This window comes from Psychrobacillus vulpis, assembly GCF_006861825.1.
Taxonomy (GTDB): Bacteria; Bacillota; Bacilli; order Bacillales_A; family Planococcaceae; genus Psychrobacillus; species Psychrobacillus vulpis.
Window position 1 is genome coordinate 125,185 of record NZ_VDGI01000001.1, and the last position, 16,926, is coordinate 142,110.

Below are 16,926 nucleotides of genomic sequence, written 5' to 3' on the forward strand. Positions count from 1 at the left end.
CACTCCTTTTTTGAATTTTAACATATTTAATTGTTAATTGACAACGGGCGCAATCCTGCTTCAATTTGAGCTCGTTTAGGTTCTAAAAACGGCGGTAATGCTAAAGACTCCCCTAAAGATTCCATAGGCTCATCTGAATCAAAACCTGGCTCATCTGTTGCTAATTCATATAAAATTCCATTTGGCTCTCTAAAATAAATAGATTTAAAATAATAGCGATCCACTAAACCAGAAGTGACAAAGCCCTGAGCTCGTAATAACTCTTCCCATCTAGGATAATCTTCCATAGTGGGAATACGAAATGCAACATGATGTACGCTTCCACGCCCCGGTCTTTCTATAGGTAAATCAGTTCGTGTTTCAATATGCACTTCACCTGCTGGACCTCCTGCGCCTATAGTATAAACTAAAATATCGGACATATTAGGAATATCAGAAGGATACGTGCCAGCAAGAGTAAAGCCTAATATATCCGTAAGCACTCTTTCAGTAGGAGCAGCATTTCGCACAGTAAGTTTAACAGGTCCTAATCCAACTATGGCGTTTTCTGCAGTAATTTCTTCTTTCACCCATGGCTCCCCGTAAGATATTCCTTTTCCATCATCGACGACTAGCATTAATCGTGAGCCTTCAAAGTCTTCAAAATATAGTGTTTTTCTTGCAAACCTTTCTTTAATTTCATCATGAGGTACTCCAAATTTCGTAAATCTCTCTTTCCAAAATTCAAGTGCCTTTTCACTTTTGACACGAAACCCTGTATTACTAATACTTGATACTCCAGGATATGTTCTTCCTGCTCGAGGAATGTCAAAGTAAGTCATATCGGTACCTGGTGTACCTTTTGCGTCTGCATAAAATAAATGATAGGAAGAAGTACTATCCTGATTAACGCTTTTTTTCACTAATCGCATTCCTAATATCCGTGTAAAAAAATCATGGTTTTTATCTGCATCCGCTGTTATAGCAGATACATGATGTATTCCAGTAAGTTTCATCGTTTTTTCCTCCAGTACACAATATCTTGAATTCGAGATATTTTTCATTATAATAACAAATAATTTTAGTATGTGCAAACCTCAGGTCGGATAGGCATTGTCCAACTTTGGATGATGTTTGTCCAACTCTAGACTATTATTGTCCAATTGTTTTCTTTTTAAAATAAAAAGACACCCGGATTGTCTCATTAGATAATCCGGGTGCAATGATTAGTTAAAAATAGAACGAATGGAATCAACTAAATCTCTGAAGAAGTTTTTGACACCTTCCCAAAACCCTTCGTTGTCTACTATTTTGCCTATTTTATCTTCAATTGTTTTGCTAAGATCATTTAATTGATCAGACCATTTGCTAAAATCAATATCCAACTGGCGAATTCGATCCATTAGATCAATTAATAATTGGCGATCTTTTTCTGATAGCTCGATTTTTAGATTAGCAAGTTGCTCTGAAACAATTTTCTCTACCTCTTCTCGTGAAACAGGATTTTGTTCCGCAATTTGCATTTTAATCTCCGTTAATAATTCACTAACTTTTGCTTCATCGATACCCGCTTCTTTCGAAAGGATAGTTGCTACGGATAATTCATCATTTGCTACATCTGTTCGCTCAGGGTCTAACTCTCCACCAGTTACTTCATATGCTTTGTAAATACCTACTAGTGCAGAGTGACCTGTTACTGGCTTAGGAGCAGCAATCTCCACTACTGCATCTTGAATGCCGGCAGTTAGCATTGCATTTGCGTACATTTCTGTTGTAACTTGTGTAATATTATCTGGAGTTACAATATTAATGACAAGACCTTTACCAGCATCTTTTCTCGTAATTTTGGCTGAAGAAAACATTCTTGCTGAAGCATCTCCGTCTTTTAAATACTTCGCCAAGTCTTTCCCTGTTACTTCAATTTCTTGAATGTCAGAGCTATCTGTTATTTTTAAGCTTTCTTTTACACTATTCTTTTCAGATTCGCTTAGGTTTCCACCATACACTACTATAGGTGCACCAAATTTTTCATTAATAGGCTCGGTTTCGGTACTTCCGTCTGAGTCCGCATATGTGATGGAAGGTGTAATAAAAACTCCAAGCACTAAAATAGCTGCTATAAATGGTTGTAACAATCTTTTCATACAAAATACCCCCTCTTTCCTATCCATTCTCCCATTAGTACGAAAATAGGAGTAAAAAGTTCCGATAAATCGATTCTTTTCACTCCAAAATATTTACATTTTCAATTCTGTCCAGCCATCGTTTTGAACAATTTTTCCATCTTTCATTAATTTACCTAGAGCTCGTTTAAAAGCAGCCTTACTCATAGTGAACATTTCTTGGATTTCTTCCGGTGACGACTTATCTGTAAATGGCATTTTTCCACCTACATCTTTTATATAGCGGAAAATAGATTCTGCATCATCACCTAAGCGCTCATGTCTTCGAGGAAGAAGTGAACCATTTAATGACCCATCTTCCTTCACATCGATAATTCGTACAGTTAAGTCTTCCCCAAGTCTTGGTTCTTCCTTACGCTCTGACTCATGCACAAAAATACGATAATTTTCTGGCACACTTAGTAAAAACGTTCCAATTGGAAGTAGTCTATATGGTCTTGCTTGCACATTTTGGTTGAACAAAGTTGTTGGTGCGTCTATATATAATTCTTCTACACGATCTTCTGTCGCTAACCGACCAAACAATTCTCCATCTTTATCGGTACGAAGGGTCATATATAAGTGATCTCCATTTGCTGGCCAAAGTTCTTTAATTTTCGGTAAATCTTCTGCTTTTACTTGAACTTCTTTCGATGTCCCAATATCGACAAAAGCTCCCTCTTTGTCTGAAACTTTAATCACTCTTGCCCAGCCATACGTACCTTTTTGTATAATAGGAAGCTGGGTAGTTGCAGATAAATTCCCTCTACGATCTACGAATAAAAAGACTTTTATAGAGTCATCTACTTTTAAATCTTCTGGTGCTTCTGAAGCGTTCAATGGAATCTCCAATTCGTTATGAGAAAGTATCCACTTTGACCCCTCTTGTGCTTTCACTAGTAATGTAACTATTTCTCCTGATGCTAATTCTGTCAAATGTATCGATCTCCTTCTGCCCAATTTCTATTTTGTTTAATTATGTTCACTATTTATCCTATAACCGCTATTTCAACAGCTTAAACAAACAGTTACTCATTTACATCTTGTCTCAATTCAAGAAGTTTTGATTGAAGAGAAGGATTTTCTTCTAGGAACAATACTAAATCTGCGATACGGTCAATAGAATTCCAGCTTAAATGATGTTCTATCCCTTCTACATCATTATAAATATTCTCTTCCTCTACCCCAATTAGTCTTAAGAAGTCTTCTAACAAATCATGTCTTTTAACTAACTTCTTCCCTAGTTTTAACCCTTTAGGGGTGAGGGATAATCCTCGATATTTTTCATATATTAAGAAGCCATCTTTGTCCAATTTTTGTACCATTTTTGTAACGGAAGATGGCAATACTGATAGAGCATCTGCAATGTCAGACACACGAGCATATCCTTTTTGCTCGATTAACATATATATTTGTTCAATATGGTCTTCCATGCTTGGTGTTGGCATACATATCTTCCTTTCATAACTACTTCGTTTATTTTACTACATCCTGCTCCCTACCACAAATATAGATATATTAGCCTATTCCAAAACAAAAAAACCTTATCTAAGAAGAAGTCGATAAGGTTCTCATCATTCTTAAAAAATCAATGTAATGTTTAACACTGTTTACGAAAGGGTAAAATTTGATACAACAAGCTCTAGATGAAAGGATGAGTTTTGATTGGGTAAAATATTATGGACTATTATCATTATATTAATCGTACTTTGGTTACTCGGTTTAGTATTAAAAATCGGTGGAGGACTTATTCACGCGTTATTAATTATTGCCGGTATTATTTTTGTTATTCAACTAGTTACAGGAAAAAGATCACTGTAGAAAAACAAAGGAAGCTGCCAACTACATGACAGCTTCCTCTTTTAATTTTTTGTTTTTGCATAAATGCATGTATCACGTAAATTTTTCCCGTCAGCCGATAAAGAATCGTGATGAAGAGTTCCTTCCAAAATATAACCTAGTCTTTCTGCCACAGAACGGCTACGTACATTTTCACTATCACAGCGGATTTCTACTCTGTTTGCGTATAATTCCTCAAAGGCAAATTGTGTAATACGTTCACAAGCCTCTGTCATTAACCCTTTGCCTTCAAATTTACTGTCTATCCAGTAACCAATTTCAAATTTCCTAACATTCCAATCTATACGATGCAATCCAGAGGAACCTACAAATTCACCAGTATCTTTTAGAAATAAATGAAGTCTTAAATCTTTTCGAGTGATAAAATCTGCAATAGATTGTCGCAAATTAGTAGTCGTTTCTTCTAATGTTTGCTTCTTCTGAGCAAAAGGCATCCAATCTTTCAATGCATCATGTGACTGAATAATTGATTTCCAAACTTCTTGAGCGTCCTCTATTTTTGGTGCTCGAATAACAAGACGTTCAGTATAAAATTCCTCAGCAAATGACTGATCTTCATCATTTTTTGCTTTTTTATTGAAATCATCATCCCAGTTAACTGGTGTTGCGGTTCCTTTTAAGAAGTCATCCCTTGTCATGCCATACGTAACCGCATCATAGTAAGAACTTTCTTTCGGAGAAAACCAAGCTTGACGAAGCTGGGCTTCCTTTACAAAGCCTGCGCGTTCAAATGTTTTTCGCATTGCAAAATTATCCTGTCTTGTATGACCTTCTAATCGGATTTTTACTTCCGGTAATTCGAAAACATACGCTGCAACCATTTTCAGAGCTTTAGGACCATACCCTCTTCCTCGCGCTTCATCTGCAATTCGTAAATCAAATAAAGGAATTTCATCTTGTAAATCGTAAATCTTTACGATTCCGACTTTACTATTCTCTTCATTTTCAACCCAAAATGTCTTTACTTCATCGGATTGATATCCGCCCTCTTCGATTGTCTTTTCTATTAATTCCCTAGCTGGATGAGAATTCCCATGGTACGGCCATGTATTTGTCGTCATAAAATGGATAAGCAGTTCTTGCTCTTCCATCGTCCATTCAGTAAGCTTCATTTTATTCCCTCCAAACATACTACTTATTTCTCATATCAAATACGCCTCGGCGTAATTGTGCCCATATCAAGTAAGGAAGTTAGCCTAAGAACGTCGCGTCCTTGCGACAATGGCTAACTGACCTGCATCATGCAGGCCTCAGCTTGCTCGATAAATCCCCCTAAAAATCTGTGGCATCCCCCGGAGGCTTTAAATTTATTCAGCTGGGGTTTTCCCCTTGCTGAATGAATTTAATAGGCGTAATGAATTCAGCACTACTAGTAATGTCGCTCCCATATCTGCAAAAATGGCAATCCATAATGTTAACCAACCTGGGATGATTAGTAATAGTGCAACGATTTTTAACCCTAATGCAAACATAATATTTTCTTTAATAATATGCAATGCTTTTCGACTTAATCGTATAGTATAAGGTAGTTTTTCTAGATCATCTGCCATCAATGCAACATCTGCTGTCTCTAGTGCTGCATCTGTTCCTGCACCACCCATAGCAATCCCAACTGTGGAAGCAGCTAGTGCAGGTGCATCATTTACTCCGTCACCAACCATTGCTACTGCTTTATACTTTTCTTTTAATGCCTTAATGGCTGTTAATTTTTGCTCTGGCATTAGTCCCGCTTCGACATCTGTCATACCAAGTTTAGCTGCTATAGCATTCGCAGTTCGTGCATCGTCTCCAGTGAGCATCACAGTATGCTTGATACCAGCCGATTTTAAATCCATCAATACTTTATTGCTTGTGGAACGAATTGGATCTGCAACTGCAATAAAGCCTTTATAGATACCATCTTCTACAGCAAGTATTACTGTGTTTCCTTCTGATTGTAAATGCTCTACACGTTCGATTACTTCTGCTGGGACAGTGCTAATCGAAAGTATCCATGAAACGCTACCTACGGACCACTTTTTACTTTCAATTATTCCTTCTGCCCCTTTACCAGTTACAGATTGGAATTCATCGACTTCTACAGCGTGAATATGTTCTCTCGATCCGTAATTGACGATTGCTTGTGCAAGTGGATGCTGAGAATATGTTTCAATCGACATTACCTTTTGAATGAAGTCGTTTGTTGATTCAGACTCCACATATGTCACTTCCGGATACCCTTTTGTTAATGTTCCAGTTTTATCAAATGCAATTGCTTGTAAACGCCCAATTTCCTCTAAGTGTATGCCACCTTTAATAAGTACCCCTTGCTTCGCAGCATTCCCAATAGCTGTCACAATTGCTACTGGAGTAGATACTACTAATGCACAAGGACAACCTACTACTAATACCGCAAGGCCTTGGTAAATCCATGTTTGCCATTCAGCTCCAAGTAAAGGAGGAACAATAGCTACTAGGAAAGCAATTGCAATAATCACAGGAGTGTAATACTTGGCAAATTTATCTACAAATTTTTGCGACGGTGCTTTTTCTGCTTGCGCCTCTTCTACCAAATGTATAATCTTTGCGATCGTTGTATCTTCTACTCTTTTTGTTACTTGTACTTCTAACGAACCTTCCTCATTCAATGTACCTGCAAATACTTCGTCACCAGACGTTTTGAAAACAGGTACTGCCTCTCCAGTAATGGATGCTTGGTTTACGGAAGAGCTTCCTTTCAACACAATCCCATCCATTGCGATTTTTTGACCAGGCTTTACAATAAGCACGTCATTTATTTGAATAAATTCTGTATCTACTTCTATTAATTGTCCACCTCGACGAATCGTTGCAGTTGGTGGAGCGATATCCATTAATTGACTTATTGATTGACGAGCTTTGTTCATCGAGTAAGCTTCTAATGCTTCACTTACCGCGAATAGAAAAACAACGACGGCTCCTTCACGCCATTCACCTATAATTGCTGCTCCAATAATCGCAATCGTCATGAGTGTTTTCATATCAAAATAAAAGCGAGATAAATTCATCAATCCACTTTTGAACATATCGTAACCACCGACAACAATGGAGATAACGAACAAGCCAATCGCAACTGGATGTGTTTCTTCATATACAAAAGATGCGATAATCCCAAATAGTAAAAAAATGAATGATATGGCTGTTACTACATTTTCTTTTCTTTTGTAAAATGGTATTTTCTCTTCTTTTCGTCGTTTCACAGGTGCCACTTTTATACCATCAAATGCCCCCGCTCTTTCAATATCTTCAATTGATACATCGCCAACAACAGAAACTTTAGATGCTCCAAAATTCACAATTGCATCCTCGACTGCAGGAATATTTTTTATATTTTTTTCAAATTTCATTGCACAGTTGGCACACGATAAATTTTCAAGACGATATTCTTTTTTAACTGTGTTCTCCATTTTCGTCACCTTCTTCTATCACATGTTCATATGCGATTTTTACTAACTCGTTGACATGATGATCTGCTAATGAATAAAAAACTAATTTCCCCTTACGACGAGATTTCGCAAGAGATAAATCTCGTAAAAAACGTAAATGATGAGATGCTGTTGCTGTCGAGGAACCAATAATCTCGCTCACATCACATACACAAAGCTCTTCTTCTATTGTTAGTGCAAATGCTATTTTTAATCTTGTTTCATCCGCTAATGCTTTAAAAACTTGCGCAACTTTCGTAACTTCAGGCAATCGCTCTTTTACAGAAAGCACCACATCTTCGTGTACTTTCGTTACTTCACATATATCTTTTGTTTGCACTTTCTCACCTCATTCAAATGGGCATTTGATTGTTAATTTCATTATATGCTTAGAATTTTCAAAATGCAAAGACATTCAAATAAATATTTGAATGTTATCATTCAGTCTCAGTATCATTCGATTATCATATAAAAGCGACCACTCCTTCTAAAAATGGTCGCAGTTTAATGATTATTCAGCTTTTAGAATGAGTGTACTACCACTTTCACTTCCATCAATGACTGTTATATGATACTTTCCATTTGCCCAGTCCATAACTTGGTCCTGATACCATCTTGACTGCATATGACCACTTTGACCAGGTCCCACAATATGATACGCCTGTTTTAAATCTGATAGATCTGCGACAAAGCGCCAAGACGCACCATGATCTACATTTCCATTCTCATCAAATGCAGCTGCTTGGACTGTAATATTCGAACCGCCGATTGGAACAGACTTTGGATTTAACAAATAAGCAAGAATCGGTGATGCTCCTGAAAGGGGATGATCAAATGTAAGTTGATGATAGTCTCCCCAATTCCATTTTTCTTCATTGCCTCCATACTCATGTTTTATATCTGTCACTGCTTTTACAAACGAATCATACACCCATTTATCTATTCCACCGTACTCTTCTAGCCAAACACTTTGTTCTTTTTCATATCCCTTTCTTAAAAACTGATCGGTTATGTTCCCTTTCCCTGGCAGCATTCCATACACGTCTTCTGGCATTTCACTTTGTAATAAAGTCTTTGGTAGTTCTTTCATCCACTTATGGAATACAAGCGGAGCTGCCTGATCCTTATCATCTACCTGATTCCATTTGGTCAATAAAGTAACAATTTTTTCATACTCTCCATTTACATCTAGCTTTTCTATTGAACTAAGCATCTGTTTCAAAAACTCTCTTGCGTATAAGTTAGTTTGATCCATTTGTAAATCCATCATGTCTTCTTTCGTAAAGTCTGATTTGCTCTCCAGAATTTCTGCAATTCGGTCATACCGATAGGATTGTGCCCAAAAATCCGTAATATGGTATGAATATGAATCATCAATCACTTCATTGTTCGCGGTCGCAATGAATCCTTCCGTGGGATTCACTACTGTAGGCAATTCATCATAGGGAACGTATCCATTCCAACCGTATTCGTCAGAATCTCCTGGGACCGGTAATTGGCCCTCCCCAGACTTACGAATTGGTATTCGACCGTTCGCTTTATATGCAATCGTTCCATCCTTTGAAGCAAACACAAAGTTTTGCGCAGGTGCATGAAAATCTTCTAATGCGGTTTCAAATTCATCCCAGTTGGACGACTTATTCATTTTCAAGATGGCTTGTAGTTCGAGGGTGGGCTCCAGTGCAGTCCACTGCATTGAAAATAATGCTGAAGCCTTCTCTTCTTTAAATAGAATATCTGAAATGATTGGCCCGTGACGTGTTACAACAACCTCAAATGGGACGTCCTCTTCTCCTTTTACTTTAATCGGTATATTTCGCACTTCCGCTTGCTCCCATTTACCTTCATATAAGAACTGCGTGCGATCTTCTGGGCTTGGTGTTTCAATATACAAATCTTGCACATCAGGTCCAACGTTTGTTACACCCCATGCCACGTTCTCGTTATGGCCTAAAATAATTCCCGGAACTCCAGCAAAAATAACACCACTTACATTTTGTTCTGGGGAATTTAAATGCATTTGATACCAAATAGATGGGGTACTTAACACTAGATGGGGGTCATCTGCGAGTATCGGCATCCCACTTGCAGTTCTATCTCCACTTACAACCCAATTATTGCTACCATTAAACTCATTCGGAAGCACGGATGCATCAAAGTAACCACTTACATTCACAGGATTAGCCCTATTTGCTTCAATAATAGAATGAGCATCTTTCGGATATGTGATAAATAATTCCTTAGCCTTTTCTTCTCCTAGCTTATTTATCGCCCAGTGCCTAAATGCTAATGTAGACCAGTTTCCTCCAAGATCGTATGCCATGAATTTTCCAATCGATAATGAGTCGATTGGAGTCCATTCTTCCGGCTCGTATCCAAGTAGCTTAAATTCATAACTTAGTTTCTTTTCTTTTTTGGCAAAATTAATAAATTCATTTACGCCTTCTGCATACCATTTCAGCACATTTTTTGCCTCTGCCTCATACCCTTCATAGGACTGCTCAGCAGCATCTCTCAAGCTAAAAGTGAGGAAAAATTTATCCGTATTTATCGCAGCTTCTCCCACCACTTCTGACAATTGACCACTAGCTTGTCTTCTCGCTAAGTCCATTTGAAATAGCCTATCCTGTGCTTGTATGAATCCTTGTGCACGGTATAAATCAGCATCAGTTTTAGCATGTATATGTGGAACTCCGTTATCATCCCGCACGACCTTGACTTCCTCTTCTAGTGCAGCTAATGTAAGCATACCTTCAACTATTGGAATTGAATTAGATAAGTACATATTCAATCCAACAACTGCTACAACACATATTGTAAGAATGCACCCCAATATCCACACAACTATTTTCCATCGTTTTTTCAATGTCACACTCCTTTCTATTTCCCTACTTCAGTTCTCTATCTGAGTGACTCTACACCAGGATTACTGCAAAAAAAGACCTATGAATATCAATATATTCATAGGTCTACGTTTGTATTATTTTTTATTCTCACCAACAATTTTTACTTCTAGCTCTAGTTCAATACCAAAGTTTTCTTTCACTGCTTCCTTAACCATTTCAATTGTACTAATATAGTCAGTAGCAGTTGCATTATCTTTATTCACTATAAATCCTGCATGCTTCGTAGAAACTTCCGCTCCACCAAAACCTTTTCCTTGCATGCCACTGTCCTGAATAAGTTTCCCCGCAAAATGGCCAGGGGGGCGTTTGAACACACTTCCTGCAGAAGGATATTCTAACGGTTGCTTTGATTCACGTTGAAAAGTTAAGTCCGCGATTTTCGCATTAATTTCTGCTGGGTCTCCAAGATGTAATTCAAATTCTGCTGATAAAACGTAGTAACCTTCTTTGGAGATAATGCTTTTTCGATAACCTAATTCTAACTTTTCTTTCGAAAGAATAAGTTTTTCTCCGCTTGGCGTAAGTACAGTGCATTGAACAATGACATCTTGCACCTCTCCACCATATGCTCCAGCATTCATTGCCATTGCGCCACCGATAGATCCAGGAATTCCACAAGCAAATTCTAAGCCAGTAAGAGACTCCTTTGCCACTGCTCTCGAAACATCTATTATATCTGCTCCACTTTCTGCAATTACCTGATTTCCATTTATCGTAACTTTATTTAAGTTTTCTAAACGAAGTACGATACCACGAACGCCACCATCTCGAACGACCATATTGGAGCCGTTTCCTAGGAGTAATAAAGGAATATCATTGTTATACGCATATTGGACAACGAATGCAGTTTGATCTTCCGTTTCTGGTGTTACAAACAAATCTGCAACTCCACCCATGCGTGTCATTGTATGCAAATTTAGTGATTCATCTATTTTTACATTTTTAGTATCTAACTGTGTAACCAAATCTTGAAACCATTTTTGTTTACTCAAAAAGAGACAATCCTTTCTTCAATCAAATACGCCTCGGCATAATAGTAATGTGACATCTACCTGAGGCTTTAACCTTATTCAACTGACATTTGTACACATTACTGAATAAGGAGAACCTTTCACCCTTACATAGTATGCGTTCTCACACCTATTTTTTCAAGCAAAATTGTTATAACCATTCTTTAGACCAAGATTCGATCCCACCAACTACATCTTTTAGAGCAAGACCTTTGTCAGTTAAATTGTATTCGACACGAACTGGGACTTCGGAAAAGACAGTTCTTTCTACTAATCCTTCTTTTTCAAGCTCTTTTAAACGTTCGGAAAGTAATCGACCACTTATAGGAAGAGAAGACTCAATCTCATTAAATCTTTTTGACCCATCAATTAATTGATAAATAATTAAAGTAGTCCATCTTTTCCCAAGCAATTCCATTGCCTTCGCTAAACGTGGACATAATAACGCTTCTTTCATCTGATTCACCTCTATTACGTACTATTATATCCTTATATTATTTTTTTGTAAAACAAAAGTAATTTAATTACTTGACGTAAGTATACTATTATTTTAAAGTAAGTTACATAAAGTAACTTATGTTTGCATACTTTATAAATGGGTAAAGAATTATGCTTAGTTTATTTTCATTTATTTTGAAATAAAATATCTTGATTTCAAGAGAAATGTGTTTTATACTAAAAAAAAATAACAAACATTTTAGGAGGAAATTAAAAATGACAAAATTTAATCTTGACGCTGCACATTCTAGTATCGATTTTTCTGTAAAACACATGATGGTTTCAAAAGTAAAGGGTTCTTTCACTAACTTCACTGCTGAGCTAGAAGGTAATGCAGAAGATTTACACGGTGCAACTATTAGCTTTGAAATTGATGTAAAATCTATAAATACAAACAATGAAGATCGTGATAACCATTTACGTTCAGCTGACTTCTTTGACACGGAAAGCTTCCCAAGCATCAAATTCGTAGCAACGGACATCAAAAAAACAGATGATGGCGAATACGATGTAACAGGCGATATGACTATTAAAGATGTAACAAAACCTGTAACTTTTGAAGTAGAATACGGCGGTAAAGGTACTAATCCATGGGGTCAAGAAGTAGTAGCATTCTCTGCGGATACTAAACTAAATCGTAAAGAGTTTGGTCTAGTTTGGAACCAAGCTCTTGAAACTGGTGGCGTACTAGTTGGAGAAGATATTAAAATCTCTGTTGAACTTGAATTAAACCCAGCTCAATAATCTTTATAAGACTAAGCTACTTTGGTATACCCAAAGTAGCTTTTTTGTATGAAATTACGACTTCCCCAACTTTCTTCTAATAAAACAATTTTATTTGCAAAAAACTCAAGCTCCAAAATCCACCAAACTCTATTCTTTAATAAAATAAAACACTTACATTTCCATTTAAAAAAAATTAAATACTCTGAAATATATTATATACTTCATATCTATTAAATTATGTGATATTGTATAGAGAATTCAATATTGTCTGAAAGGAGAGACTATTATGTCTCAAATGCTCGCTTTAGTTATCGTTATTGCAATTCTATTCATCGGAGACCTTGTCTCCACTCGCACAAAAGCATGGATTCCTTCTGTTTTTGTTTCTGCAGTTCTTTTTCTTATTGGTTATTGGACTTTCTTTCCAAAAGATATAGTTTCCGTTGCAGGTGTACCACCTGTTGTTGCAACGATGATGATTTACTTACTTATTACGAATATGGGTACTTTGCTTTCTATACAACAATTAAAAGAACAGTGGAAAACTATTGTCATTTCCCTTGCAGGAATTTTTGGAATTATCGCTGCTCTTTTTGGAATTGGAACTTTTATATTTGGCGTTGAAACTGTAATTGTTGCCATTCCACCTCTAGTAGGAGGAATCGTATCTGCCTTAATCATGTCTGAAGGAGCTGCAAATGCTGGGCTCACAACTTTATCTGTATTTGCAATTGTTATTTATGTTATGCAAGGTTTTGCTGGCTATCCACTTACATCGATTGTTCTTAAAAAAGAAGGGAAAATGCTACTTGAAAGGTTTCACAAAGGGGAATTAGCTGCGACAGGACAAGCAAGCTCTTCATCAGAGGAATCGAAAGAAGAACCGAAATTGTTCCGTAAACTTCCTAAAAAGTACAATACCGATTATTTTAAATTTTTCCGACTAGCCTTCGTAGGTTTTCTTGCGTATCTAGTTTCTACATTATTGGCTCCAATTTTAACTGTTAGTCCGTACGTTCTTTGTTTATTGTTCGGTATTATTGCTGCAAGCGTTGGCTTTTTAGAACGTCATGCATTACAAAAAGCAAATGGTTTCGGCTTATGTATTATGGTTCTTATGCTCTTCGTATTTGATGGTTTAAAAGCGGCGACACCATCTATGATTGTTCAAATTATTTACCCTCTTGTTGGAACAATTGTATTAGGAGTTATCGGAATGTATATTTTCTCATTTATCATAGGGAAGGTTTTAAAGGTCAGCAAAAATATGGCTTTCGCTATTTCTCTAACTGCATTATATGGTTTCCCTGCTGACTACATTATTACAAATGAAGTGATTAATTCATTGACACAAGATGAAAAGGAGCGAAAAGTTCTTACTGATCATATGCTTCCACCTATGCTCGTCGGAGGATTTATCAGTGTAACGATTGTTTCTGTTATTCTTGCTGGTATTTTCGTAGGATTCTTGTAAAAAAGCTAGTCACTTAATAGATAAACAAGTTTATTCCTTTTGTCTTATAAGATTAGGAGAGATAGTATGTATGCAAATCACAAAAGAATTGAAAAGCATATCGAATTATTAAGCCAATTTACATCTACACCTGGAGTAGGGGTAACGAGACTTACATATTCTAAAGAAGATTTAAGTGCTAGAAATTACATCAAAGAGAGAATGTTAGAATACGGATTAACAGTAACAGAAGATGGACTTGGTAATATTTTCGGAAAGTTAGAAGGTACTATCCTAGATGCCCCGTCTGTAATAATTGGTTCTCATTTTGACTCCGTTCCTAATGGTGGTGCATATGATGGAACTGCAGGTGTTGTAGTAGGTTTGGAGATTGCTGCTCTATTTCAAGAGAATAATTGTAAACCAGCTTACCCTCTTGAAATTATCGCTCTTGTTGAAGAGGAAGGCTCTCGATTTGGCGGGGGCTTGTTAGGCTCGAGAGGAATGATGGGTTTACTTACAAATGAAGAATTCCATACACTTGCTGATAAGGATGGAATACTTGCAAAAGATGCCATGGCTCAGATCGGACTAGATTTTACAAAAGAAAAGCTCCGTCATCCAAAATCAATTAAAGCTTTTCTAGAGCTTCATATAGAGCAAGGTCCAATTTTAGAAGAAAAATCTATCCCTGTAGGTGTAGTGGAAGCCATCGTTGGATTGACACAGCTTGAAGTTACAGTGCGTGGCCAAGCGGGACATGCTGGCACAACACCAATGGGTCATCGCTCCGATGCACTTGTTACTGCTGCAGAAATCATCTCTGCCATTCCTCAAATTGCCGTTGAGGAGGGTAATGGGACGGTTATCACAACTGGGCAGTTAAATGTATTCCCAAACGGTGCAAATGTCATTCCTGACAAAGTAGTTTTCTCCGTAGATATACGTTCTGGTATGGAAGTACATGTACAAAATGTTATTCGAAAAGTAAAGGAATTAGTTTCTTCCAAAAATGAAAATCGCATCTACACTTCAACAGAACAATTACTTTACATCTCTCCAAAAGAAATGGATAACAATATTCGAACCATTTTAAAAGAAAAGAGTGAGAAACTAGACATCCCCTACTGCTCTATTAATAGCGGTGCAGGTCATGATGCTATGGTATTATCCGATTTTACTGCTTGTGGAATGGTATTCATTCCAAGTAAAAATGGACTTAGTCACTGCCCAGAAGAATGGTCAGATGCTCGACATATTGCGGATGGCACGGACATTTTGTTTCAGACAGCATTACAATTAACGGAGGGAAATGGAATATGATTAACCAAAAAATAAAAAAATCTATTACAAATAATAGTGAAGAATTAACTGCACTGCGTCGAAAATTGCATAGTGAACCAGAGTTATCTTTTGAAGAATTCAAAACAACTGCTTTTGTTTGTGAATATCTAGATAAGCTTGGAATTTCCTACCGCAAAACAGAGCCAACAGGAGTTATCGCTGAGATTATAGCAGTGCCTGGCGGTAAAACGGTAGCTCTCCGTGGAGATATGGATGCACTAGCAGTCGAGCAACTCAATAAACATGTACCATATGCATCTAAAATAGATGGCAAAATGCATGCATGCGGTCACGACGCGCATACATCTATGCTTCTTATCGCTGCAAAAGCATTATTTGAAGTAAAAGAAGAACTCCCAGGTAATGTTCGCTTCCTCTTCCAACCTGCAGAAGAAATTGCACTAGGAGCCCAATCCATGGTAGATCAAGGTGCCATGGATGGAGTAGACAACGTATTCGGTATTCACATTTGGTCACAAATGCCGACACATAAAGTTTCCTGTACTCCAGGACCATCGTTTGCGGCTGCCGATATTTTCAAAGTGAAATTTAAAGGAAAAGGTGGACATGGTGCTATTCCAGAAGCTTGTATTGATGCGGCAATCGTTGCTTCTTCATTTGTCATGAATGTTCAAACAGTTGTTTCTAGAACGATTGATCCACAAAGTCCTGCTGTCCTTACTGTTGGAAAAATGGTTGTCGGAACAAGATTTAATGTCATTGCAGAAAATGCAGAAATCGAAGGAACGGTTCGTACTTTCAATCCTGATACGAGAGATCATATCGAAAAAAGCATTACACAATACGCTGAGAGTGTTGCTGCAATTTATGGAGCTACAGCTGAAGTGGAATATATTCGCGGAACAGATACAGTTGATAATGATGAAGAAAGCGCAAAACTCGTTCAACAAGTTGCTGCCGAAGCATTCGGTTCAGATGTTCTATTTAACGAAAAACCAACAATGGGCGCAGAGGACTTCTCTGCTTTCCTAGCGAAAGCACCGGGTAGCTTTGCATTAGTAGGTAGTGGCAATGCTGAAAAAGATACAGAGTGGTCTCATCATCATGGAAATTTTGATATTGATGAAGATGCGCTTGCTACGGGAGCCGAGCTTTATGCACAATATGCATGGGCATATTTGAATAAATAAATTCAGACTGTTAGCTACTCCGAAATTGTTCGGGGTAGCTCAGACTGTAGACAAATTCTTTTTACAATGAGTAGAGATGTATAAGAGAATCAGCAGGGCCCGCCACTTCGCTTTCCGCGGGCTTGGCTTCAGCCTCCTCGTCACTGCAAAGACACTGGCCAAATAAAGTTCGGCCAGTGTCTTTCCTGCGGGGTCTTCAGCTCAAGCTATTCCCACAGGAGTCTCCGTGGCGAGCCCTGCCTATCGAAAGTTGAAAGTGGAAAGTGTAAATCTGAAGATGCTGTGATCAATTAATATTCTCGGAATATCTGATAAAAATAACGGATTGACTATCCCGTATCATCAAGTGAAAAGGCTTTAATTGTCCACTTTTCTGTTTATTGAAGTTAAAAAT

Annotated in this window: 15 protein-coding genes; 5 read left to right on the forward strand and 10 right to left on the reverse strand. The window is 37.4% G+C overall.

All coding sequences use genetic code 11. The features are described from left to right. Positions 1-26: 26 nt before the first annotated feature. The 4 genes from FG384_RS00630 to mntR form a co-directional block, all read right to left on the reverse strand. Positions 27-995, reverse strand: coding sequence for a ring-cleaving dioxygenase (locus FG384_RS00630; RefSeq protein WP_142640621.1), 969 nt, complete (start codon positions 993-995; stop codon positions 27-29). A 210-nt stretch (positions 996-1,205) separates the two neighbouring features. Continuing rightward, entirely contained in the window at positions 1,206-2,123 is a 918-nt protein-coding gene (locus FG384_RS00635; protein WP_142640622.1) for a DUF1002 domain-containing protein, read from the reverse strand. Positions 2,124-2,216: 93 nt separating this feature from the next. Further along, positions 2,217-3,077, reverse strand: a complete 861-nt coding sequence (locus FG384_RS00640; protein WP_142640623.1) for a CvfB family protein — start codon at positions 3,075-3,077, stop codon at positions 2,217-2,219. A gap of 92 nt (positions 3,078-3,169) precedes the next feature. Continuing rightward, positions 3,170-3,589, reverse strand: a complete 420-nt coding sequence (gene mntR, locus FG384_RS00645; RefSeq protein WP_142640624.1) for a transcriptional regulator MntR — start codon at positions 3,587-3,589, stop codon at positions 3,170-3,172. A gap of 217 nt (positions 3,590-3,806) precedes the next feature. On the opposite strand from mntR, the gene FG384_RS00650 reads away from it, so the two are divergent. After that, positions 3,807-3,962 carry a lmo0937 family membrane protein gene (locus tag FG384_RS00650; RefSeq protein WP_142640625.1) on the forward strand — a complete coding sequence of 52 codons (156 nt, stop codon included), beginning with the start codon at positions 3,807-3,809 and terminating at the stop codon, positions 3,960-3,962. Between the two features lie 41 nt (positions 3,963-4,003). Here the strand turns inward: FG384_RS00650 and FG384_RS00655 are convergent, their stop codons facing one another. The 6 genes from FG384_RS00655 to FG384_RS00680 all read right to left on the reverse strand — a co-directional run bounded on the left by FG384_RS00655 (position 4,004) and on the right by FG384_RS00680 (position 11,817). Continuing rightward, positions 4,004-5,113 carry a GNAT family N-acetyltransferase gene (locus tag FG384_RS00655; RefSeq protein WP_142640626.1) on the reverse strand — a complete coding sequence of 370 codons (1,110 nt, stop codon included), beginning with the start codon at positions 5,111-5,113 and terminating at the stop codon, positions 4,004-4,006. A 195-nt stretch (positions 5,114-5,308) separates the two neighbouring features. Further along, on the reverse strand, positions 5,309-7,426 hold the full coding sequence (locus FG384_RS00660) for a heavy metal translocating P-type ATPase (RefSeq protein WP_142640627.1): 2,118 nt from the start codon (positions 7,424-7,426) through the stop codon (positions 5,309-5,311). Continuing rightward, complete coding sequence (locus tag FG384_RS00665; protein ID WP_142640628.1) at positions 7,410-7,784, reverse strand: ArsR/SmtB family transcription factor; 375 nt, start codon at positions 7,782-7,784, stop codon at positions 7,410-7,412. The genes FG384_RS00660 and FG384_RS00665 overlap by 17 nt, the downstream gene beginning before the upstream one ends. 171 nt (positions 7,785-7,955) lie before the next feature. Continuing rightward, positions 7,956-10,310 (reverse strand): penicillin acylase family protein, encoded by a 2,355-nt coding sequence (locus FG384_RS00670; protein WP_240793305.1) that lies wholly within the window; start codon positions 10,308-10,310, stop codon positions 7,956-7,958. Positions 10,311-10,424: 114 nt separating this feature from the next. Further along, positions 10,425-11,342 (reverse strand): UDP-N-acetylmuramate dehydrogenase, encoded by a 918-nt coding sequence (gene murB / locus FG384_RS00675; RefSeq protein ID WP_142640629.1) that lies wholly within the window; start codon positions 11,340-11,342, stop codon positions 10,425-10,427. Between the two features lie 169 nt (positions 11,343-11,511). Further along, a complete protein-coding gene (locus FG384_RS00680) occupies positions 11,512-11,817 on the reverse strand; it encodes a winged helix-turn-helix transcriptional regulator (RefSeq protein ID WP_142640630.1) in 306 nt (101 codons plus the stop codon). Between the two features lie 257 nt (positions 11,818-12,074). On the opposite strand from FG384_RS00680, the gene FG384_RS00685 reads away from it, so the two are divergent. The 4 genes from FG384_RS00685 to FG384_RS00700 all read left to right on the forward strand — a co-directional run bounded on the left by FG384_RS00685 (position 12,075) and on the right by FG384_RS00700 (position 16,532). Further along, entirely contained in the window at positions 12,075-12,602 is a 528-nt protein-coding gene (locus tag FG384_RS00685) for a YceI family protein (protein ID WP_142640631.1), read from the forward strand. Positions 12,603-12,870: 268 nt separating this feature from the next. Further along, positions 12,871-14,058, forward strand: coding sequence for a hypothetical protein (locus tag FG384_RS00690; RefSeq protein ID WP_142640632.1), 1,188 nt, complete (start codon positions 12,871-12,873; stop codon positions 14,056-14,058). A gap of 66 nt (positions 14,059-14,124) precedes the next feature. Then, the gene (locus FG384_RS00695; protein ID WP_142640633.1) at positions 14,125-15,360 is read left to right on the forward strand and encodes a Zn-dependent hydrolase; all 1,236 of its coding nucleotides are present in this window, start codon (positions 14,125-14,127) and stop codon (positions 15,358-15,360) included. Next, a complete protein-coding gene (locus FG384_RS00700; protein ID WP_142640634.1) occupies positions 15,357-16,532 on the forward strand; it encodes a M20 metallopeptidase family protein in 1,176 nt (391 codons plus the stop codon). The genes FG384_RS00695 and FG384_RS00700 overlap by 4 nt, the downstream gene beginning before the upstream one ends. Positions 16,533-16,926 lie beyond the last annotated feature (394 nt).

Bases quoted from the DNA above. Each gene is read 5' to 3' on its own strand.
- FG384_RS00630 (WP_142640621.1), bottom strand. From the start codon at position 995: ATGAAACTTACTGGAATACATCATGTATCTGCTATAACAGCGGATGCA.
- FG384_RS00635 (WP_142640622.1), bottom strand. From the start codon at position 2,123: ATGAAAAGATTGTTACAACCATTTATAGCAGCTATTTTAGTGCTTGGA.
- mntR (WP_142640624.1), bottom strand. From the start codon at position 3,589: ATGCCAACACCAAGCATGGAAGACCATATTGAACAAATATATATGTTA.
- FG384_RS00655 (WP_142640626.1), bottom strand. From the start codon at position 5,113: ATGAAGCTTACTGAATGGACGATGGAAGAGCAAGAACTGCTTATCCAT.
- FG384_RS00660 (WP_142640627.1), bottom strand. From the start codon at position 7,426: ATGGAGAACACAGTTAAAAAAGAATATCGTCTTGAAAATTTATCGTGT.
- FG384_RS00680 (WP_142640630.1), bottom strand. From the start codon at position 11,817: ATGAAAGAAGCGTTATTATGTCCACGTTTAGCGAAGGCAATGGAATTG.
- FG384_RS00685 (WP_142640631.1), top strand. From the start codon at position 12,075: ATGACAAAATTTAATCTTGACGCTGCACATTCTAGTATCGATTTTTCT.
- FG384_RS00690 (WP_142640632.1), top strand. From the start codon at position 12,871: ATGTCTCAAATGCTCGCTTTAGTTATCGTTATTGCAATTCTATTCATC.
- FG384_RS00695 (WP_142640633.1), top strand. From the start codon at position 14,125: ATGTATGCAAATCACAAAAGAATTGAAAAGCATATCGAATTATTAAGC.
- FG384_RS00700 (WP_142640634.1), top strand. From the start codon at position 15,357: ATGATTAACCAAAAAATAAAAAAATCTATTACAAATAATAGTGAAGAA.